Raw genomic sequence first — 21838 nt, 5'->3', positions numbered from 1 at the left:
TTGAAATTAGCGGATAAGATAAAATTGCCTGAGGGGAGGAGGCTGGAGTTCAAAGAAGAATTGCCTTCCAATGCAGACTTTGCCAAGACAGTGATTGCTTTTGCAAACGATGCAGGTGGAGAGGTATTTATTGGAATCAAAAACAATCCCAGAGAATTGGTAGGGATTTCTGAGAACCAATTGGACAGAGTAGAAAATAAAATCAGCAACATTATCCATGACTCCTGCACGCCTGTTGTTCAACCAGAGGTCTCATTCCTTACAGAAGAAGGTAAGCACATCATCAGAGTGTACATCCATAGAGGAAATAACCCTCCCTACTTTTTAAAAAATAAAGGAAAAGAGGGCGGTACTTTTGTTCGCGTAGGTTCATCCAATAGATTAGGTGATAGGGATACCATACTGCGTCTGGAGAGATTGGCTGCTAATATCTCTTTTGATGCGGAACTCACTTATTCAAAAGATTTTCGGGAATTAGCTTTGGATGAATTCGCGACTTTCTTTAAGGAGAAAACAAAGGAAGAATTAACCGAGAATGTTCTTGAAAAACTCGATCTTATTGTCGATGAACAGGGGCAAAAGCGAGCTTCTAATGCACTTATTCTTCTTTCAAATGATAAACTTAAAGAGCAGCTTTTTCCCAATGCAAAAATTGAATGCCCCCGGTTCAAAGGAACTAAACCGGGTAATTTTATAGATCAAAAATCTTTTTCAGGCAGTATTATTGGCCATGCCGAGCTAGCCTTGAATTTTGTGAAACGTCATATTTCTGAAGGGACTAAAAATTATGATGGTGTTTACAGAAACGACCGCTGGGAATACCCCATCATAGCGCTACGTGAAGTTATTCGAAATGCAGTCATCCATAGAGACTATTCACTCACCGGGAAAGACATAAAAATTGCCATTTTTGACGATAAAATGGAAATCACGAGTCCTGGCAAGTTGATGCCTTCGGTAGATTTTGACGAGATGTCTGCCGGACAGTCTGACGTGAGAAATAAAGTACTTGCTCCTGTTTTCAAACGACTCGGCCTGATTGAACAATGGGGAAATGGATTGCAGCTGATAGCGGATGATTTAAAAGAATATCCGGAAATAAAGCTCAACTGGAGCGAACCTGGGATGGCTTTTAGGGTGAGCTTTGTAAATACCCATTATTTACTGCAACAGGAGTTACAACAGGAGTTGCAACAGGAGTTGGAGCACGAGTTGGAGCACGAGTTAGAGCACGAGTTAGAGCACGAGTCTCTTTTCACAAAAGTTATAAAAGTAATTTCAACTAAGGATATTAACACCAAGGGAATAGCTTCAAACTTGGGGCAAAAAAACATCTCAGGACCATTGAAAAAGACCCTGAATAACTTGTTGGAAAAGTCATTAATCGAATGGACAATCCCGGAAAAGCCCAAAAGTAAAAACCAACAATATCGAATAACTAATCGGGGAATTGCCTTTTTACAACTACTCAAGAAAGATAAACAGGATAGAAATATATAAATCATCCTAATGACCACAATCACCACCAATATCAAAGGCATCCGCGATATCATGCGGAAGGACACAGGAGTCGACGGCGATGCGCAGCGCATCTCGCAAATGGTCTGGATGCTGTTTATGAAGATTTTTTCCGATAAAGAAGAAGAATGGGAAATCACCATCGACGACTACCGAAGCCCAATTCCAGAGCGATTCAAATGGCAGAACTGGGCAGCCAACGAGGAGGGCCTCACCGGCGATGCCCTGATGGACTTTATCAACAATGAGCTCTTTCCGGCCCTCAAGGAATTGGACATCAGCATCAGCCCTCAGGCCAAAATCATCCGCTCGGTCTTTGAGGACACCTACAACTACATGAAAAACGGAACGCTTTTCCGTCAGGTAATCAATCAGATCAACCGAATCGACTTCAACAGTTCCAAAGACCGTCACCTCTTCAACGACCTCTACGAAACCATCCTCAAGGAATTGCAGTCTGCGGGTTCCTCGGGAGAGTATTACACCCCGCGTGCAGTGACCCAATTCATGGTCGATATCGTCAATCCCCAACTCAAGGAAACGGTCCTCGACCCGGCTTGCGGTACAGGCGGCTTCCTGACCTGTGCGATCGATCACAAGAAGCAACTCGTCCAAAACGACCAAGACGAACGCGACCTCCAATCTACCATCCGTGGCATCGAGAAAAAGCCCCTCCCCCACTTGCTATGCACGACAAATCTCATGCTCCATGGCTTTGATGTGCCTGCCGTGCGGAGAGATAATCTCCTCAGCAAGCCCTATGCAGACTGGGGAGCGAGTGACAAGGTGGACATTATCCTCACCAACCCGCCTTTCGGTGGGGTGGAAGAGGACGGGACGGAGACCAATTTCCCTCAGAAGTTTCGCACCAAGGAAACCGCCGATCTATTTCTGGCCCTGATTATCCGCCTGCTAAAGGATGGAGGAAGGTGCGCCGTGGTCCTGCCGGATGGGACGCTCTTCGGTGAAGGTGTGAAAACCCGCATCAAAGAAGAACTGATGGAACGCTGCAACCTGCATACCATCGTCCGTTTACCCAATGGCGTCTTCAATCCCTATACGGGCATCAAGACCAACCTGCTCTTTTTTGAAAAAGGAAGACAAACTCAGGATATCTGGTACTTCGAGCATCCCTATCCCGAGGGAGTCAAGAGCTACAACAAAGGCAAACCCATCCATATCAAAGAATTCGACCTCGAAAAAGCCTGGTGGAATGACCGGGAAAACGAAGCCTACAGCCAATATGCCTGGAAGGTGTCTGCCCAAGAAATCGCCGCTCGTGGCTTCAACCTCGATATGAAAAATCCCCATCAGGAAGCCGATGACCTCGATAGTCCCGAAGTCCTGCTGAAAAAGTACCAAGCCACCGAAAAGAAGATCTCCGCCATTCAGGAGGAGATTATCAACGTATTGACCGAAGCTTTAAAATAAAACGTCCATGCGAACCAAGAAACCTGCTTTTTTCACGGCATTGCGAGGAGCAACAAAAAGCAAACTATAGAACGTCATTGCGAGGAGGTACGACGAAGCAATCTCATCCATGGAAAAGATTGCTTCGTCGCTCGTACCTCGCTCCTCGCAATGACGCAAAGAATACTATGCAACTACTGGAACATTTTAAGGAACTGACCCGGCATCCCCAAAATGCGGAAGAGCTCAAAGGCCTGATCCTGCAACTAGCTGTACAAGGGAAACTCACCCAAAAATGGAGGGAGGAAAATCCTGAGGTGGAACCTGCTTCGGTTTTGTTTGAAAAAATTAAGGTAGAAAAGGAAAGATTAATCAAGGAAAAGAAAATTAAAAAGGAGTTGCCATTGTCTAAAATTTCGGGGGATGAAACTCCATATGAGATACCTAGGGCCTGGACATGGTGTCGGTTAATCGAAGTATCTGAATATATACAAAGAGGTAAATCGCCAAATTATACCGAAGAGCCCAAATTTCCTGTCGTTTCGCAAAAATGTGTACAGTGGTCTGGTTTTGATATCTCAAAAGCTAGATTTATAACAGAACACTCTCTTGAAAAATATGGACGAGAGAGATTTTTGATTAATGGAGATTTACTTTGGAACTCAACAGGTGATGGAACTATTGGAAGAGTAATAACTTATCCTGGCTCTGAATTTGAAAAAGTTGTCGCAGATTCTCACGTAACAGTAGTTCGGGTGTTTAAACAGTTTATTTGTACTGATTACCTGTGGATTTTCGCGGCTAGCCCTGAAGTTCAGAAATTGGTAGCGGGACGAGTTTCTGGCAGTACCAAACAAACTGAATTAAGTACCGGAACAGTTAAATCATTGGAATTTTCACTCCCTCCCCTCGCCGAGCAAAAGGCCATTGTCGAAATCGTTAATCAACTCTTTGCCGAGGTGGAGCAATTGGAAGCCTTGACTAAGGAGCGAATTCAGCTCAAGGCCGACTTTGTGACTTCGGCCCTGAATCAGCTGACCCAAGCCTCCGAACAGGATGTGGCAAGCCAATGGGAGTTTCTGAAACGTCAGTTTGGCACCTTCTTTACCGAAAAGGCGAATATCAAAAAGCTCCGCGAAGCCATCCTCCAACTGGCCGTGCAAGGCAAACTAACTCACCACTGGCGCGCCCTTCGGCAAGCTCAGGGACCGCCACTCGAACATGCTTCTTTATTGCTAGAAAAAATCAAAGCTGAGAAAGAGCAACTGATCAAAGCCGGAAGGATTAAAAAGGGAAAACCTTTGCCTCCTATTTCAGAAGACGAGATTCCTTATGAATTGCCGGAGGGGTGGCTTTGGTGTAGGATGAATTGTGTTATAATGCGCACTGAAGCTGGTAAAAGCTTAAAATGTTTCTCAAGGGAAGTATTAGAAGATGAATGGGGTATAATTAAAACCAGTGCTATTACCACTGGAGAATTTTTAGAGTCAGAGAACAAGTATTTTTCTCTAGTTAAGCCTTTGGATATATCTAAAAAAATCAATGTAGGAGATTTTATCTATTGCAGAGCAAGTGGGTCAAAAGAAATGGCAGGAAATTCATGCGTAGTTAAGTCAATTGATAGTAATTTATTATTAAGTGATAAAACTATAAGAGTTATTACATCGGCTCTTGTTTTCAAAGAATACGTAGATAAAGTAAATAAGTCTCGTATTGCCAAAGACTACTACTCTTCCTTAACGACAGCTAAAAGCACGTCTATGAATAACGTAACCCAATTTCAATTTTTGTCCATGCCGATACCTCTGCCTCCAATTGAAGAACAAAAAGCTATAGTAGAAAAAGTCAATGGCTTGATGGCGCTATGCGATCAGCTCGAACAAGAAATCGAAACCCACCACACCACCCAAGAGGATTGGATGCAGAGTTGTTTGAGGGAGGTGGTTTAGATAAAGCAAATGGGAAACAAAACAGACCCCGAAGATGTCATATCTTCATAGGAAAGAATGCGCGATAGAGCGGTACGACCCCGATGGGGTCGAATAAATGTTGCGATAATGATTTTCTATAAACCTGTCATCCCTTCGGGATGGAAAGAACAACACGAACCGCTGAATAGCGACTCGTCATCGGGTTTGCCCATTGAATTCTAGGTTGGCTTTGTTTTTAACACCCTACTGCTTGAAGAAGTAGGGGACTTTGGCCCACGCTTGGCATTGTTCCTGAATATCCATGACCCAGAATGGGTCACATGTTTATAGAAAGGCAGGCGAGATGAAAAGGTGCGACCCCAACGGGGTCGAATAAACGCTGCACCCTACGGATCCATAACCATGTCATCCCTTTGGGATGGGTGCAAATTGGGCAATATCCTAGAAGATATGCCTATGTTTCGGGAAAATGCATTTTTTAATCTTGGGACTCCTCCTTTCGATGCCGATTTAGCGAAATTCCTTCCTGCAAACGATTTACCTCCCTATCTTCTCCTCAAAAACCCCTATCTTTCCAACCAAACCCAAAAGACCATGCGTACCTTCATTGCTTTCCATTTTCTCCTCTATCTCACCGTTTCTGGGATCTCGCAGACCAAGCAGAATCCGGTGATGCACCTGGTGCAGTAGAAATACGCCAACGCGTAATGGGATTTTTGGCGGAAAGATTAAAGTAACGCCTCATTACCTTTCAAATCGACCGGAGGCCGCTTTGCACTCCTCTACCTATTGCCCTGAACTACCCTGCATCATGTACGCCGTAATATGCGCCAGCTGTTCCGCGTCGAGGTTCATCGCCTGCGGGGTTGGCATCAGGCTGTGGCGCAACTGCTTTCTCCCGGCTACCTCGGATGCAGGTAATGTATATTGCCTCCCCGTATGCTCCATTACGGTGATCACCGGTCCCGCCGACTGCAAAATGCCGTATAGCATGGCCCCGTTTTTCAGTTTTACCAAAAAGGCCTCTGAGCCAAAGGCAATGGCATCATCCGGGTCTAGCACGGACTGGATAAAGGACTGCCGGTCCAGCTTCAGGTGAATCTCGCTTAAATTTGGTCCTATCTCGCTGGCCGAGGTGCCAAAAGCATGGCACATTCCACAGTGCCGTACGGCCGCCACCCGACCGAGTTCCGCATCAGCGTGTACTTCCAGCACCGATTCTAGGGTGATGGCATCGGAATCCTCCAGCGGAAAAAACCTGCCCATCAGACTTCCAACCGCCGGTACATTGTCCAGATGAACCCGCTCACCTACGGCCTCCATCAAAGAGACATCCAAACGTTTTTCCAATACCAACCAAAGCAAATGCAGACGCCCCTGCGAGGTTTCCGCCAACTCCTCCGCTGCTGCAAGCCTATCCGCAAAAGACTGTAGCGTATCTGCCGCAATATCTGCCAAGTGCTGTATAGGCTCTTGGGAAGGAGGAAGCACTGAAGCAGGTGGACGCCAATCGGCCAACATTGCTTCCCATTCGTTCGTTTTTCGGAATTGCAACCACCAAAGGGCCTCACGGTAATTCGCCGAATTCGAATCAGCTGCCAATTGGCGCATAAATTCTACCGATTCCATCGTAGGTATAAAGGCCAGGGTGGTCAATGCCCGGGTTGCTTCCATTGGGGACAAGTTTCCTTTTTGAATCCTCCTCACGATATGCGGCACTACGGTGGGTGGATGTAGTTCAAACGCCAATTGCTCCATGGCAGCAGACCAATTCACGGGATCGGGCCGCCCCTTGGATTCATACCAGTTTTCCCAAAAGGCAGTCTCATTCCCCCGCAGTCCAATCCCCAAGGCATGTACTAGCCAGGGATCCTCGCCCGTATGGGCTTCCACAAGCTGCATGAAAAAGGCTTCGGACTGGGAAAACGGTAGATGCCGCAAGGAGATTGCCGCCTCTCGGTACAGGGCCGGATTGCCGGACCCGATTACCTGTGCCGTTAGCGTCGCGGGATCCACTCCATTTGTACGAAGTGCTCTAAATGCCGCCACGGCCAGCTCCGAATTCGCATCCTGTAAAAAGGATTTTGCCAATTCTTTCCCTGCATCACCCAGTGATGCCAATAAAAAGAGGGCCCTCGCATGCACAAAGGGGTTGGGATCGTCCAATAATTTCTGGACGGCAGGGACTACGCTTACTCCCTCAGCCCGTAGTTTATCCATGGCCTGCGCCCGGACATGGAGTGCGGGACTGCGCATGGCTTCCACTAGGCCATCGGTGGTGCTAAGATCGTAGGTTGGACGTTGGAGTTTTTTGCCCTTTGGGGCAATGCGGTAAATCCTGCCGTACCCCTCTTTATCCATCATGCGGTGGCCGCCTACAATGGGATCGTACCAATCCGCCACATAGAGGGCCCCATCTGTGCCCACCACCACGTCGCTAGGCCTAAACCACTTTCGGTCGTCGTCCTCCAGCTCGTGCCAGATGTAGCCGGTATTGTCCCTATCCACAGAGGAAATAAAGGCTTCCCGCTGCTCCAAACTGTATCCGGCACCCATTGGCTTGGGATGGTAACCGAAAATAATGTTGCGCCCGGCATCTGCAGCCAGTAAGAGTCCCCGGTAGTGCTTGCCTAATTCATCGCCCTCAATGCGTACCACACCAGTCGGCGATCCCGCTCCATAGATATCTCCTGCCGGTAACACCCCGGGATCGTACTGATGCCAATGCGCCAGGGGTACTGTTTGCCCAGGCCGTCGATCTGCCTGCCAAGTTCGGTCACCCGTAGCACTGAAAAAGCCCGCATTGCTGCCTTCCATCAGCCAGGTAGTACGACAGGATGCAGTCTGATCGTCGTTGTCGCTCTGCCACATGTTACCGAAGGAGTCTACCGCTACCTCGTACGCATTGCGGTAATTGTGGGACATCACTTCCAGCCCCGTTCCGTCCGGATTCACCCGAACGATCAGCCCACCGGTATAGATATTCCCGTCATCGCTCACGAGATTGGGTCTGTTTTCCTCGGGGTAGGGGGTATACTCGTTGTACACACTTCCCGCGCGTACGGTGACACCGTCCCGGTCGGTAACTTCGTGGGGGCCTTTATTTCCAGCTATAAAATACCACTTGCCGTCGGGGCCAAGCACGCCGGCATGCAACCCATGGTCATGATCCCGCCCTCCAAAGCCAGTCAGAAAAACCTCCTTTCGGTCGGGCACATCGTCGCCATCTTCGTCGGTGTAGATGATGATCGACGGGGAACAGGAAACCACTACCTGATTGCCCACGACGGCAATGCCCAACGGAGCACGCAGGTCTTCATCCTGGATAAATACCTTGGATTTGTCCGCTTTCCCATCCCCATTGGTATCTTCCAAAATGACAATCCGATCGCCCGCCTCGTGTACCATGTGCGCATCTGCATTTCGAAAATCCCGGTAATTCACCGCCTCCGTGAGCCAAATGCGGCCGTGAACATCCACATCGAGGTTGGTAGGATTGAAAAACTGCGGGGAAGAAGCCCAGATAGTTACTTCTAAATCATCCGGAACGTAAAGCAGCGGTGCTGCCTCTTCTTTCGAACTACAGGAAAATGCACTCAATATGAGCAGGAGATAACAGGGATGGGATTTTGAAAATAGCATGGAATTCAAATTAGGCGTTCATCAACTGCGCGAGAAACCGGCGGTTTTCGATATAAGCGGGAAACATCTGTCCACCCGAGGGAACTGCTCCCTCTATGACGAGCCAATCTTGATATCCGATGTCCTTTAGGGTCTCCCGGACGCGTTTGAAATCAACTTTTCCCTGACCGAGTAGCTGTCCGTTTTCTTTCATGTGGATCTCGCAAATATATTCTGTCCCGAGCAGCTTCATCTCCCTGTAAATATCGTAGCCCATCTCAGTGGCGTTGGCGACGTCGTAGTATACCCGCACGTGGCTGGATCCCACGGATTCGATGATTTCCACATGTTCCTCCGCGCTAAGCCAGGATTCTATGGCTAGGTAAATACCCTGTTTTTCCGCTTTTGGCGCAACTTCCCGTAATTTACGGATCACTTCGGCCTTACCGGCAGGGTCGTCACGGAGATCCCCATGGTGAAAAAAAGCCAACAGAATTACTTCACAGCCGAGCGCCTCAGCCACATCGATGCAGTCGTGTACCCATTCTTGGGTAATGGATTCCGATTTATAGGGGACATTGTTGAGTTCTCCGATTGCCATGCTGCCAATTCGTACCCCACTGGCGCGGGCGGCCGCCAAAAATTCCTGCTGTATCTGCGGCTGCCGGAGATGCATGTTGTTTTTGACGGTACCCAAACTGACCTGTAGCCCGTCCAGTCCAATCTCTCGGGCCAGCCGAAATGCATCCGGATCGCTGGTTTTTCCGATGGACCAATCGCAGGCACCAATGGGGTAGGCAAATGAACTGGAATAAACCGGGTCCCGGAAGTGAAAGGAAGCGAGGGAACCGGCACCCGCCAAGAGCAGGCCGTTGCGGATGAAGTCACGTCGGTTGAGGTTATCCATGGGCAGTATAGGTAAATGGGACTTTAAGATATGAAAACTTTGCCAAATCGGCACCGACCTCAAAAAATAAACCCTATTGGGGAAAAGCCTACGTCTTTCCACCCAATAGGGCTTTTCGTCATTAGCGATTGAAAACCGGATACCTAGTCCGGACTTTACCTGATATCCGCTGTCAATTCAGAAAATAAACAAGCCCTAGCTTGAACACAGCCTGACCACCCCGCTGGGCCTGATACTTCAGCTCGGGGTTGAAAGCGATACGATCCCCAAACATCAGCACGCCACCCGCACCCAAGTTTGCACCCTGCGTGCTACTGCTTATTTGCCCAAAGCCGGGGATATTAACGCTGCTCCAAGCATTCATAAAACCCGCCAATCCGTACCACTGCAATGCCCCCTCGGTAAAATAATACCTAAAATCCAAGTTGAGATTGCTGGCATTGCCAATTTCCGGAAAGAAGATCGTGAAACTCGGAGCTGCGGAAATCTGATCGGTGAAGAGGTATTCTCCCCCGAAGTTTAGCCCAAAAAACTCAGATCGAAACCCAAACTCCCCACCAGCCTGCAAACGGAGATCTCCTTTTTCCTGTGCCTGTGCTACACCCAATACCAGTGAAAACAATCCAATGAATAGTACCTTTTTCATATACAACAAAGTTTAATTTAGAGAGATTCGTAGTATCAAAATTCAATCCAATTCACTGAAATGCCAAAACCTTTTGGGATATATTTTCGCTTGGCTGAAACAATTTTTTTCGATGATTCAAATTTTAGCTATACGAGCCAGTTCGCATGTTGACCCTGCAATTTAAATCGCAACGCAAACTCGGTGTTAATTTAGGAAGTAAACCATGCTGATCGTGAAAATAAAACGGCCCTCGCGCTGACTCCAATATTTAAGTTCAGGGTTCAGTGCCAATCGATTGTCAAAGGCCAGCAGGCCACCGAAACCTAGGTTGGGACCTTGCGTATTGACTCTAACCATCCCAACCCCTGGGCGATTAAGAAGACTCCACGCATTGGTGAAGCCTCCCATGCCATACCACTTCAGTGCCCCCTCGGTAAAATAGTACCTGGTATCCAGATTTAGGCTGCTGGCATGGCCAAATTCCGGAAAGAAGCGGCTGTAATTTGGCACAACGGAGAGCCTGTCCATAAAGACATACTCTACTCCACCATTCATTCCAAAAAAAAGCTGCGGCCATGTTCCAAATTCCCCTCCAAAGTGCAACCGGAAATCCCCTTTTTCCTGCGCTTGGACCAATCCGAGTAATAGCGACAACAATCCAGCGAGTAACGTTTTTTTCATGCAATTGTAATCACTTTGTTCAAAGAATCATGTTCGACATAGCCTGCTAACCTAGCTACTAAGTAGTAACTTGGAGAAATCTACGTCTTTACCGTTCAGCTTGCCGATGAAATAATCAACCCTTCATGTGTCAAACCGCTCAAGTCCCCGATGAATCAAAACTACAGCAAGGGCCTAAATTGTTGCAAAAACCGGATATCGTTTTCGGTAAAAAGACGTAGGTCGTTTATTTGGTACTTCAACATGGCGATTCGTTCGATGCCCATCCCAAAGGCAAACCCGGTAAACTCCTCGGAGTCTATCCCACAGTTTTCCAATACATTGGGATCCACCATGCCGGATCCGCCGATTTCCACCCATCCACTGTGCTTGCAGATGTTGCAGCCTTTTCCCCCGCAGATCAGACAGGAAATATCAATCTCCGCACTGGGCTCCGTAAACGGAAAAAAGGAGGGGCGAAACCGTACCTTGGTTTCTTTTCCGAACATTTCTTTGGCAAAGTGGTAAAGCGTCTGTTTGAGGTCGGCAAAGCTGACGTTTCGATCCACGTACAAGCCCTCTACCTGATGGAAAATACAATGTGCGCGGGCAGAAATGGCTTCGTTGCGGAATACCCGCCCCGGCGATAGGGTTCGGATAGGTGGCTTCTCCTTTTCCATTACCCGTACCTGCACGGAAGACGTATGCGTGCGCAGGGCGATATCCGGATTTTTCTCGATGAAAAAGGTATCTTGCATTTCGCGGGCAGGGTGGTTTTCGGGAAAATTCAAGGCTGTAAAGTTGTGCCAGTCGTCTTCGATCTCCGGTCCCTCGGACAGGTTGAATCCGATACGCTCAAAAATTTCAATGATCCGCTGCCTTGTGGCCGTGAGGGGATGTATACCCCCTATGGGAATATTTGTCGGCGGCAGGGTGAGGTCTACCTGCCCGTTTCCGCGTTTTTGCTTACCGCTACCGACCGACTCGATCAACTCCTGAAACTTCTGCTCTGCGAGCTGTTTTACTTCGTTTACAACTTGGCCAAATTCCCGCTTTTGCTCGTGGCTAATCTCGCGCATCTGAGCAAAAAGCTCCCCTACCACACTCTTCTTGCTGATAAAGCGCATGCGGTATTTTTCCAGTTCGTCGGTGGTACTGGCTTTGGCGGCAGCTATTTCTGCTTTGATTTGCTCAATTTTTTCTTTGTGCATAGCCCTTAGGGAAGTTAACGAACTGCAAATCTAAAAAAAAAATGGCACGGCCTTCTACTTTGTCCGGAGTACTTTTCGTGTCCGTCACTATGTGCTACTCGTCTTCCTCTTTTCTGGGAATTTTGGGTTGGGAGATTCCCGAGCTTCCCATCAACCCCGAAAAAGTAGCCTTCCACATGTAGTTGAATATAAACTTATCTGTATCTCTACGGTGATAGATGTTGGAGCTTACCAAGCGGTTAAAGAGCTTCCGTGGATTATTGCTGCGCAGCGCGAGCGCATTCACCACAAAAGTAAGCACACCCTTTCGGCCGCGTGCCACCTCGAGGGTTCGCTCGTCCAGTAAACGCACCTTCAGGTCGTTGTAGCGCAGGGTCATTTCTCCAATAGCACGATTTTTATCAGCCGTAAAGTGCCATTCCCCTCCCCGAATGAGTCCCGATTCGACGGTGATAAAGGCATTGGTCTCTAGGATGGAATTGATCTCGGATAGCTCAAACTCGCCCACAGATGCTTCTACCTTAACGGGATACGGATCATCGAAGCCCAAAAGCAGGTTCACATTTAGTCGGGCAGCATGGTTTAGCATCATGGTTGCGTCCAGTCGCATGGTTTCCCTTGGGCCTTGTTCCTTGCTGAGTTGAAAGGGCCGCAGCGATGCCTCCATGCTGGTAAAGGAAATACGGCCGGGAATCATCCCGTTTTCCGGAAATTCCTCGTAAGTCACCGATCCGTTTTCCACCAGTATCTCTTCCACTTCCACGTAGGCTTCAATTTCCCGCATGAGCTGCTGCGGCATTTTCCGGAAAATATCCTCTGCACGGGGCATACGCTTATCTCGAAACATAAATGCCGTGGGGTTACTGATCCGCATCGAGGATGCGACGATTTTTTGGCTATCAATAAAGGCATTTACAACCAACCCGTCAAAAACCATTCGCTCTATCCGCACCTCAGCGACATCCACTTGCTCGCCTACCCTGCGGGCATAGTGATACCGCCCATAACGTGGCATCAACGACACTCCTTCCACGATCAGCTGATCTTGACTCAATAAAATCTTCTCGATGAAAACGGTATTGAGGCTATCGGGAAGCTTGATTTCGTAGTCGTTCAGTTCGAACTGGTAGTCGTTGTTGAGTAAAAACTGGGTGTTGATCTGCTGAGGCTTGGTGAGGTCAAAGCTCAATTCCGTCAGCATCATGCTGATGTTTCTTAGGCCATTGATTTCCTCTTGATTGGATTTTTCCCGTATGCTCAACTCACCGTCTTGTATCTGAAGGGATGCGATATTGAAGGACTGTAATATTGCCTGACGGACTTTTTCCTTTTCCTCTTCCGGCTTGAGCACAGCTATCTCGTCTTTGTCCAAGTACACGTATAATTGGGGATTGGTCAGGAGCAATAGGGCGATGTCTAGATCTCCGGTTCGTTGAAACGTCCGCAGGGATTTGGTAGTAATACTGGCCCGGGGAACAGTCGCTTGTATCACGGGGCGTCCCTTCTCCGTATCAAAGCGTTTCGGGGTGATTTTTAGATTATCTAATATGATCAGTTCTTTGTCCACATCCAGTTCAATATTGGAGAAATTTACCGTGTGGACGCTATCTTTTAGGGCTAGTGAAAAATCATCCACCTCCAAGGCCATGTTTCGGAACAAGGCGGCGATGTCTCCATCTGCCAGCTTGACGGAATCCAACATAAATCCTGAAAACGCTATACTGATACCTGTCTTGATCAGGTCTATGTCTTTGCCATCTTCGTTGTAGGAAACATTTAGCCGAGCATTTTGGGCGCTGATTTCTCCAATTTGCACCGCATCGATGGTTTTGGGAAGGCTACGGTCCCTTCTCGTTGGGCCGGCGTCGTCGTCGTCATCTACCGTCCGATTGATGGATAGCTTTACATCTGCATCCACCAAACGTAGGCGGTCAAGTTCTAGCCGGTTTTCAAATAGAAAAGCCTCCAAGTCCACGCCTCCAAAGCTCATATCCGGTATCGTGGCCGAAATGCTAACTTTGCCGTCCAATTTTCTCTGAGGCCTTAGACGCACATTGAAAGTAGATATCTCTTCCCTTGCCGAGTTAAAGGCAATGCGGTCAGCCACCACCTGATACCTACCATCCGCGATGTTGAATACGTAGTTATTCAGGCCTATATCCAGTTCCTCGGCAAAGAGAAACCCCGATTCAGACATATCTACATATTCGTCCAGGTAAAACTTCTTAATGGTAACCGAAATATCGTTTTCTGCAAAAGACTGAAAAGCCTCGTTGACAAAGTTGTCGTACGCGAAAGAACCTTGGTTGAGGGTCAAGGAGTCTATGCTTACCTCGCTGAAATAGGTAGAAAGTAGGTTGAACAGATCTGTACGCTCAACCCTTCCCCCTGGTTCTGCCTCCTCTTCTTCCTTTTGCATAAACCGGGTCCACTTGATCGTTGGGGAGGGAATATCAATGTGCTTAACGTTCAACTTTTCCTCAAAGTAGGCGGTGGTAATATCTACTCCGTATGCGGTAAACCGGGGTATCTCCATATCCAATATGGTGGTGCGGCCATAGCGCTCCAGCAGTCCGGGCACATCCTCTTTGGAAAATGGCGCTAACCGAAAGCCTTCAATATCCAGCAGCTCACTTTCGGTGTCAATTAGGATACGGTCTGCGGTGAAAAGGTGAAGGTTATCGGAAAGTTTCAAGGCGTAATCTTCTATATCCAGCCGCAGGTGTTCGGCGTAAAAAAGCTTGTTGTCCATATCCGCTTCCACGTTGTCGTCCAACTGGAAATTGCGAAGCAGCAGGTTAATATTTCCAAAGGAAAGACTATCTTGCCGTACGCGGAGGTGGTTGTCCATAACCAGTCTACCTTCAGTGATTTCCAAATTTTGCACATATACTGCCCTCAGGTATTCCTTTACCAAATCCTGTATGGAAGCGGTGCTCGCCGGTTGCCCCCCTTCCTTGCCTTTCAGGTCTCGAAACACCACTCTGGGCGACGTGATGCGCAGCTCTTCCACGTCTACAATGTTTTCGTTGTATACTTTCTTTAAGTTGGCGTTATTGAAATTCAGAAAGGGCACCTCGATTTCAAACAGGGGTATGTCAGGATCTTCTCCCGAAGCCAACTCCGGCATAATCCGAATTCGCTCCATAGAAACCTTATCCTCCATAGAAGAAATCATCACACTTTCTCCCGTCACCCAGTGAATGCCATCCGCCAGTGCCAACCGGACTTGAGAGATGTCCAGTTCGGCTTCATTGGCATAAAAAAACTGGTTTTCTCGGCGGGATAAGTCCGAACCTATATAAACCTGCATCATATGGAAGAAAATCTCCTCCGCTTCTATCCGGTTTTTGTTTGGATCTTCAATACCGCGCTGCAAAAAATACCCCGACTGAATGTTCAGATTTTCAATAGAAATGGAAGAAAGAATATCCTGTATCAGGTCATACAGATTTACATCCGCATTCAATTCATCGCCCTCGGCGACGATACGGTCCGTATAAAGCACAAAGTGCGGCCCCACTAGGCGCAGGTTTCCGATGTTCACGTCAGAGGTATAAAAAATCTGATCAATATCCGCGTCTCTCAGCTCTAGGTTATCTAGATCAATCTCGTAATACACTGCGGCTTCCCGATCCCGATCGGGAATGATGCGGACTTTATCTACCGTGATCGCTTTGTCTAAGGAAGAAATCCGCACCGATGTGGCGGATACCAAATGAATACTGTCGGCCAGCAGCATTTCAAAGTTCCTCAAATCAAATTCAAACCCCTCCGCATTGAAAGGAATAGCCTGATCTACTTGGGCAAGCTGTAGGTTCCTTACATAAAGGCTGGTTTCATCCGCAGTGATGGACTTTTGGCTGATAAAATTCACTAGTAACAGGTCAGCATCATCGATATACACCTCCCGGATTAGGATATCTTTGAGGTTGTCTCCAAAGGACCGCTGAATTTCCAACTCCAGCTGTCGTAAGGGTGTTACTTCCTCTACCTCCTCCTCTTCACCGTCGCTGGGCTGCTGAAAACGAACCATGGGTTCCTTGAGTCTAATCCGCCCTACGGTCAGGATTTTTTCGCCAAATCGGAACCCCAATCCCTTGACACTAATTTCCGGTATTTCCACCTTATAAACGGTCGCATGGATTTCTTCGAAGAGTGTACTGTCTACTGGGCTAAGCGAAAACCCCTTCAAGTAAAAGCCGCGCTCCAGCAGGGAAATCTGAAATTCCTCAAACTCAACGTGGTATTTGCCACCGGATACTTCGTCTACCTGACGCTGAACATATCCCCTAAGCAGGCGATCGGAACCAAAATAAAAGACGGCCTGGGCTACAGCCACCAAGACAATCAGAAAGAGCAGCACGTACAACAGCACCCGCATTCCCTTTTTTACACGTATTTTATCCTCGGTAACAACGCCCATAGCAACTTCTTACAAACACAAAATTAAATCAATATAATTCAAAAAATAGTGGATCATGCGCAAAGGCAAAAAAAAAGAAACGTTCAGTCGGAAAGTAGTCATTTCCTCTATAAACGTTTCTTTGGTACGGTTTCGTATATGGCTGTAGGAGAAGGACTCGAACCTCCACGGAGCTGTTAGGCAACACATTGAGCTCGATGTGTGCTTTATCCAGTGCACCAGATAAATCTGGATCCTCCACCCCCGAGACAGGAGGGCTTGTCTGCCAATTTCAACATCCTACAGGATCGTTTGTGGTAACCTTAAGCGCGTTTGCTTTTGTTGCAACAAATCTAATAAAAGCATCCTTTTAAGAAAATTAATTGATCAAAAAAGATGTTTTTTTACATTATTTTTAAAAACAAGGCCTTATTCGTGCGTATTACATAAAACCATATAAAATATGGCAGGGATTTTTATTGATTTCCTAAAGACTTTTTAGGGCATTTGGTTTACATATTCTTCCCATTTACGGATAACGTCCGCCATATCCTGTGGGAGGGGGGTTTCAAAGTACATTTTTTCGCCGGTAATGGGATGAACGAAACCCAGTGACTTGGCGTGAAGGGCCTGCCGGGGAAGCATCTTGAAGCAATTTTGGACGAAGGTCTTGTACTTTGAAAACTGGGTGCCTTTTCGGATCTTATCCCCACCGTAGGTCGCGTCATTGAATAGGGGGTGGCCGGCATATTTCATGTGGATACGAATCTGATGGGTACGACCCGTTTCCAGTTGGCAGGATAGGAGGCTTACGTATCGAAGGCGCTTAAGCACCTGCCAGTGAGTGACCGCCCGCTTTCCATAGGTTCCTTCGGGGAATGCATCCATGACTTTCCGGTCCTTGGCGCTGCGCCCGATCGGGACATCGACGGTTCCCTGATCTTCTGCGGGTTCACCCCAAGCGAGTGCCAGATAGGTTCGCTCAATGCTATGGACAAAAAACTGCTCGGCGAGGTGGGTCATCGCTCTTTCGGATTTGGCCACCACCAGCAAGCCACTGGTATCTTTGTCTATACGGTGTACCAAACCCGGTCTGCCGGAGTTTCCGGGCAACTCGGGCAATTGATTGAAATAATAGGCGAGTCCGTTGACCAAAGTTCCTGTCCAATTGCCATGGGCAGGGTGTACCACCATACCTGCCGGTTTGTTTACCACGAGCAGGTGATCGTCTTCATATAGGATATCCAAGGGAATGGGCTCCGGTACCACATCGGTAGGACGGGGCGTCTTGGCAAGCCAGTAGCTGATCAAATCACCCGGCTTTACCTTATAATTAGACTTGACGGGAAGACCATTTACCTTGATCACTTCGTTATCGATCGCCTGCTGTACTTTGCTCCTGCTAAAATTGGCCGTCTTATCCGCGAGAAAACGGTCAATACGCACCATCTCCTGTCCCTTGTCCACCTTGAGTTCAAAGTGGGTTACCTCGGAATCGTCCTCTTCCGAAAAATCATCCTCGCCTTGCAAATCTGTTATCATCCCGCAAATCTAACCCATACATGGGTAGAAAATCCTACTTTTGGTGTTTAAATCATTGAGTATGTTCCCTGCCGCCGCCCAAACACCCCTTCAGCAAGTTGTCCTGCCCATCTTGGAAACCAAAAAAGTGGAGTGGTATGTAAAGCGCCTAGATCTGATTCACCCGCTGCTTTCGGGCAACAAGTACTACAAGCTTAAGCATACAATCGTCCATGCCCAAAACAAAGGCGCAAAGCGACTGCTTACTTTTGGGGGTGCTTTTTCGAACCACATTTATGCCGCCGCCGCCGCGGCGCACCTAGCTGGTCTGGAGATTGTCGGCTGCATCCGAGGGGAAGTTGACGAACCTCTAAACCCAACCCTTCGTGCCGCTAGCGAGATGGGTATGGCCCTATTTCCTATGGCGCGCAGCACCTACCGCCAAAAGTCAACCTCTTGGGTGCTGGAAATGCTGCGGGAGCGCTTTGGTGACTTCTACCTGATCCCCGAAGGTGGCACCAACGGCTTGGCTATTTTAGGGTGTCAGGAAATACTGAGCGATTCGGACCGGACATTTGATACTGTATGTGCTTCTATTGGCACCGGAGGCACACTCGCCGGGATACTGGCTGCTGCCGCGCCAAAGCAGCGGGTACTGGGATTTTCCTCGCTAAAAGGACAATTTGTCCTCAAGGATTTCGAAGCTTTACTTTTGGAACACCAACTTGAACCTTTGGGGCAATGGGAAATTTTCACCGATTACCACTGCGGTGGATATGCTAAGCACAATGCAACATTGCTAAAAGTCATGCGGGATTTTAACCGCGCAACAGGCATCCCCTTGGACCCTATCTATACGGGAAAGATGGTTATGGGTATCCTGGATCTCTTGGAAAAAGATTACTTTCCTCCGGGCAGTCGTATCCTGATGATCCATTCAGGGGGACTACAGGGGATTGCTGGATTTGAGTGGCGGTGGAACCAAAGACTCTATCCGGACTAAACCCATCGACAAAAAACGGTGCCATCCCTAGTTAGCTTGGGATGGCACCATGTGCAAATACCGGTTAAAAGATCCTAACTAGACCGCCTTGGAAGTCTCTACATTATCCAAAATGGCATGATAGTCTAAATTTTCCCATTTTTGCGCGATAAAGGGGTCTCTCATGACTTTGTCCAATACGGCCTCTTGCAGCTTACCAATGGCATAGGCTTCGGAATACTTGATATCGGTGAAGGTGACCATGCTGTATAAAGGCACCCACTCGTAAGGAAACATCTCGTGAAGTTTGGCTTCGATCTTCTTTCGGATCAGGAAACGGGGGTCCGCCACACGGTCGCACATCTCCCGGAAGTTATCCATTGCCAATTTGCAGATCGCATCGGTATCGGGCTTGCGTGTTTTTTGGAATTTTTCAAATACCAAATCCCAAGAAAATGTGCCATACTTCTCTATTAGGCCATCTAAAATAAAACAATCCTCAAACCCGCTATTCATTCCTTGCCCGTAAAAAGGCACAATGGCATGGGCTGCATCACCTATCAGCAAGCAATGATTGATTGTCCATGGGTAACACTCGATATTGACCAACGCTGCCGTCTGGTTCTTACAAAAATCTGCGGTGAGTGTGGGCATCAATTGATAGGCATCGTCAAAGTACGTCTTGAAAAAGCCCTCCACATCCTGCTTATCTCGAAGCTTGTCAAAAGAGACTTTCTCGTCTTCAAAGGGAAGAAACAAGGTGCAAGTAAAGGATTTGTCCTGATTGGGCAACGCAATCAACATAAAATTTCCCCGAGGCCATATATGTAGGGCGTTCGGATCCATCGCAAACTCTCCATCAGCTGTAGGGGGAATACTTAGCTCTTTGTAGCCGTGGCTGATATATTCTTGCCGATAATTGAATCGCATTTGTTTCTGCATGGCATTTCGCAAGGAGGAGAATGCTCCATCGGCACCGATGATCACCGAACTTTCTCCCTCTTTGGCCTGCCCATCGGGCAGTGAGAAATAGACCTTGTTTTGGGCTACATCTACATGCTCCACTTTGTGCTCAAAATGTAGCTCAACACCTGCACGCTCAGCCTCGTCGAGTAGAACGCTATTTAAGATATTTCTAGAGACAGAATAGATGGCTTCATCGTGCTTACCATAAGGCTGAAAATAGGTAGTACCATGTTCGTCGTGTATCCTTCTTCCGTACATGGGGATGGTGTGGGCCTCCACTTTTTCCCTTAGGCCTACCTTTTCCAGTGCTTTCCAACCACGATGGCTGATAGCCATGTTGATGGATTTTCCTTCCGCGCTGGAGGGAAGGGTACGCCAATCTGGTCTTTTATCGTATATATGCACGTCTAGACCTCGCTTTTTCAGGTAAACGCCCAGAAGGGAGCCTATCAGGCCTGCACCGAGTATGCTCGTATGTTGACTCATGAGATGGTAATTTCGTGAAAGGGGTGATTGAATAGGTTTAGGGTTTTGTCAGTCGATCGCATGTAGTGCTTTTTCGAAAGCTACTGCAAATTTATAAATGTCTTCGTAACTAGTATACAATGGAGCCGGCGCAATCCGAATCACATTCGGTTCTCTCCAATCACAAACCACACCGGCTTCTGAGATTTTTTCGAAGAGTGCTTTTCCTTCTTTATGCACAAACAGCGACAACTGCGCACCCCGCGAATTTGGGTCTTTGGGTGTGATAATCTCGATAACGTTTTTACGCTCGTTTAGTTGGTATAGTATAAACTCCAAATAGCCTGTCATTTGTTCACGCTTTTTGGTTAAATTATCTAAACCCGCCTCCATGAAAAGATCAAGTGATGCTTGGTGGGCCGCCAACCCTAACACATTGTCGTTAGAAAGTAGCCATCCATCGGCACCGGGCATGGGCTTGAATCCCTTTTTCATCTGGAAGCGCTCGGATTCTTCGTGTCCCCACCAACCGGCAAATCGAGGCAGGTCAAAGGATCTGGCATGGCGTTGATGTACAAAAACGCCGGAAACGTTTCCTGGGCCGGAATTCAAATACTTATAGCTGCACCAAGTAGCGAAGTCAACGCCCCACGCGTGCAAAGACAAAGGAACATTGCCTACCGCATGCGCTAGGTCAAATCCAACGGGAATGCCCTTTCGCTGTGCCGCCGCCGCGATACGCGCCATGTCAAAACGCTGCCCGGTGTAATACTGCACACCGGACATGATGATCAGGGCAAGTTCAGAGGAATGGCGATCTAGGGCTTCCAATATATCGTCTGTCTCCAGCGTGTGTTTACCATCCCGCGGGGTCAATTCTATGATGGCGTCATGAGGGGCATATCCGTGGAAACGGGTTTGTGATTCCAGAATATATTGATCGGAGGGAAATGCCCCAGACTCAGTTAGAATTTTGTATTTCCCGGGTTTGGGCCGGTAAAATGAAACCAATAGCAGGTGGAGGTTGGTACTCAATTGATTCATAGCAACCACCTCTTCTTCTGAGGATCCCACTAGGGCAGCCAAAGCGTGCTTGGATCGTTTTCGGTAATAAACCCATGGATTCTCTCCCTGAAAGTGGCCCTCCACACCGAGTCTGGCCCAGGAGTCTAGCTCCTTTTGGATATAGTTGGCTGCCTGCTTGGGTTGCAAGCCGAGGGAATTTCCGCACAGGTAGATGACTGGCTTTCCATTTTGCTCCGGAATAAAAAAACATTCCCTAAATCTCCGCAACGGGTCCTGTTCATCCATGCGCAGGGCGAAAGACTCGGCGTACTGAAAGGCTTGGAGAGGCATGTAAAGCAGGTTTTAGGCTTGTTTCCGAACATGGTCGTCACGGGCAAATATAAGGAGAAATGCCAGATTGAAACCCGGCCTAATCCATTTTTCTCAGCCGCTGCCTAATAAATGAATTCCGGTTCCAAATGAAGTACGAAACGCATGCTAGCTTAAAGATAACGCGATCGCTTCTTGGTTGAGTTTAGCAGTTCTTTTGGCTATTATTGTAATTTTAGAATTTGAAGATGTAAAACTTACCACACTTTTGGCCCATG

The 21838-nt window shown here is 47.8% G+C and carries 14 protein-coding genes and 1 tRNA gene; 5 read left to right on the top strand and 10 right to left on the bottom strand.

From position 1 onward, the window contains the following. From JJU34_RS10570 to JJU34_RS10555, 4 genes are all read left to right on the top strand, one after another. Positions 1-1500 (top strand): RNA-binding domain-containing protein, encoded by a 1500-nt coding sequence (locus JJU34_RS10570; protein ID WP_228692328.1) that lies wholly within the window; start codon positions 1-3, stop codon positions 1498-1500. A 9-nt stretch (positions 1501-1509) separates the two neighbouring features. Beyond that, a complete protein-coding gene (locus JJU34_RS10565) occupies positions 1510-2949 on the top strand; it encodes a class I SAM-dependent DNA methyltransferase (RefSeq protein WP_228692327.1) in 1440 nt (479 codons plus the stop codon). Between the two features lie 167 nt (positions 2950-3116). Further along, complete coding sequence (locus JJU34_RS10560; protein ID WP_228692326.1) at positions 3117-4877, top strand: restriction endonuclease subunit S; 1761 nt, start codon at positions 3117-3119, stop codon at positions 4875-4877. A gap of 384 nt (positions 4878-5261) precedes the next feature. Beyond that, positions 5262-5549, top strand: coding sequence for a hypothetical protein (locus tag JJU34_RS10555; RefSeq protein WP_228692325.1), 288 nt, complete (start codon positions 5262-5264; stop codon positions 5547-5549). Between the two features lie 96 nt (positions 5550-5645). Here JJU34_RS10555 and JJU34_RS10550 read toward each other — a convergent pair whose 3' ends face one another. The 8 genes from JJU34_RS10550 to JJU34_RS10515 form a co-directional block, all read right to left on the bottom strand. Further along, the gene (locus tag JJU34_RS10550; RefSeq protein WP_228692324.1) at positions 5646-8501 is read right to left on the bottom strand and encodes a PVC-type heme-binding CxxCH protein; all 2856 of its coding nucleotides are present in this window, start codon (positions 8499-8501) and stop codon (positions 5646-5648) included. 10 nt (positions 8502-8511) lie between these two features. Then, complete coding sequence (locus tag JJU34_RS10545) at positions 8512-9387, bottom strand: sugar phosphate isomerase/epimerase family protein (protein ID WP_228692323.1); 876 nt, start codon at positions 9385-9387, stop codon at positions 8512-8514. 172 nt (positions 9388-9559) lie between these two features. Next, positions 9560-10033: a hypothetical protein gene (locus tag JJU34_RS10540; RefSeq protein ID WP_228692322.1), complete on the bottom strand. Its 474-nt coding sequence runs from the start codon at positions 10031-10033 to the stop codon at positions 9560-9562. Positions 10034-10219: 186 nt separating this feature from the next. Next, positions 10220-10696, bottom strand: coding sequence for a hypothetical protein (locus tag JJU34_RS10535; RefSeq protein ID WP_228692321.1), 477 nt, complete (start codon positions 10694-10696; stop codon positions 10220-10222). A 161-nt stretch (positions 10697-10857) separates the two neighbouring features. Then, positions 10858-11886, bottom strand: coding sequence for a phenylalanine--tRNA ligase subunit alpha (pheS, locus tag JJU34_RS10530; RefSeq protein ID WP_228692320.1), 1029 nt, complete (start codon positions 11884-11886; stop codon positions 10858-10860). Between the two features lie 94 nt (positions 11887-11980). After that, positions 11981-16312 (bottom strand): hypothetical protein, encoded by a 4332-nt coding sequence (locus JJU34_RS10525; protein WP_228692319.1) that lies wholly within the window; start codon positions 16310-16312, stop codon positions 11981-11983. Between the two features lie 139 nt (positions 16313-16451). Then, positions 16452-16596: transfer RNA gene (locus tag JJU34_RS10520), tRNA-Asp, on the bottom strand. A 193-nt stretch (positions 16597-16789) separates the two neighbouring features. After that, the gene (locus JJU34_RS10515) at positions 16790-17833 is read right to left on the bottom strand and encodes an RluA family pseudouridine synthase (RefSeq protein ID WP_228692318.1); all 1044 of its coding nucleotides are present in this window, start codon (positions 17831-17833) and stop codon (positions 16790-16792) included. Positions 17834-17876: 43 nt separating this feature from the next. Between JJU34_RS10515 and JJU34_RS10510 the strand changes: the two genes are divergently transcribed. Beyond that, complete coding sequence (locus JJU34_RS10510) at positions 17877-18815, top strand: pyridoxal-phosphate dependent enzyme (protein ID WP_366512694.1); 939 nt, start codon at positions 17877-17879, stop codon at positions 18813-18815. Between the two features lie 78 nt (positions 18816-18893). On the opposite strand, the gene JJU34_RS10505 is transcribed toward JJU34_RS10510, so the two are convergent. Together JJU34_RS10505 and kynU are read right to left on the bottom strand one after the other, a co-directional pair. Continuing rightward, positions 18894-20246 carry an NAD(P)/FAD-dependent oxidoreductase gene (locus JJU34_RS10505; protein WP_228692317.1) on the bottom strand — a complete coding sequence of 451 codons (1353 nt, stop codon included), beginning with the start codon at positions 20244-20246 and terminating at the stop codon, positions 18894-18896. Between the two features lie 48 nt (positions 20247-20294). Then, positions 20295-21581 carry a kynureninase gene (kynU, locus tag JJU34_RS10500; RefSeq protein WP_228692316.1) on the bottom strand — a complete coding sequence of 429 codons (1287 nt, stop codon included), beginning with the start codon at positions 21579-21581 and terminating at the stop codon, positions 20295-20297. Positions 21582-21838: the final 257 nt, after the last annotated feature.

Source organism: Lunatimonas sp. (assembly GCF_020832325.1).
Taxonomy (GTDB): Bacteria; Bacteroidota; Bacteroidia; order Cytophagales; family Cyclobacteriaceae; genus Lunatimonas.
The sequence above is the reverse complement of the archived record's forward strand: the minus strand, read 5'-3'. Positions and strand labels throughout refer to the sequence as shown.

Bases quoted from the DNA above. Each gene is read 5' to 3' on its own strand.
- JJU34_RS10505 (WP_228692317.1), bottom strand. From the start codon at position 20,246: ATGAGTCAACATACGAGCATACTCGGTGCAGGCCTGATAGGCTCCCTT.
- kynU (WP_228692316.1), bottom strand. From the start codon at position 21,581: ATGCCTCTCCAAGCCTTTCAGTACGCCGAGTCTTTCGCCCTGCGCATG.
- JJU34_RS10560 (WP_228692326.1), top strand. From the start codon at position 3,117: ATGCAACTACTGGAACATTTTAAGGAACTGACCCGGCATCCCCAAAAT.
- JJU34_RS10565 (WP_228692327.1), top strand. From the start codon at position 1,510: ATGACCACAATCACCACCAATATCAAAGGCATCCGCGATATCATGCGG.
- JJU34_RS10535 (WP_228692321.1), bottom strand. From the start codon at position 10,696: ATGAAAAAAACGTTACTCGCTGGATTGTTGTCGCTATTACTCGGATTG.
- JJU34_RS10555 (WP_228692325.1), top strand. From the start codon at position 5,262: ATGTCATCCCTTTGGGATGGGTGCAAATTGGGCAATATCCTAGAAGAT.
- JJU34_RS10525 (WP_228692319.1), bottom strand. From the start codon at position 16,312: ATGGGCGTTGTTACCGAGGATAAAATACGTGTAAAAAAGGGAATGCGG.
- JJU34_RS10515 (WP_228692318.1), bottom strand. From the start codon at position 17,833: ATGATAACAGATTTGCAAGGCGAGGATGATTTTTCGGAAGAGGACGAT.
- JJU34_RS10545 (WP_228692323.1), bottom strand. From the start codon at position 9,387: ATGGATAACCTCAACCGACGTGACTTCATCCGCAACGGCCTGCTCTTG.
- JJU34_RS10540 (WP_228692322.1), bottom strand. From the start codon at position 10,033: ATGAAAAAGGTACTATTCATTGGATTGTTTTCACTGGTATTGGGTGTA.
- JJU34_RS10550 (WP_228692324.1), bottom strand. From the start codon at position 8,501: ATGCTATTTTCAAAATCCCATCCCTGTTATCTCCTGCTCATATTGAGT.
- pheS (WP_228692320.1), bottom strand. From the start codon at position 11,886: ATGCACAAAGAAAAAATTGAGCAAATCAAAGCAGAAATAGCTGCCGCC.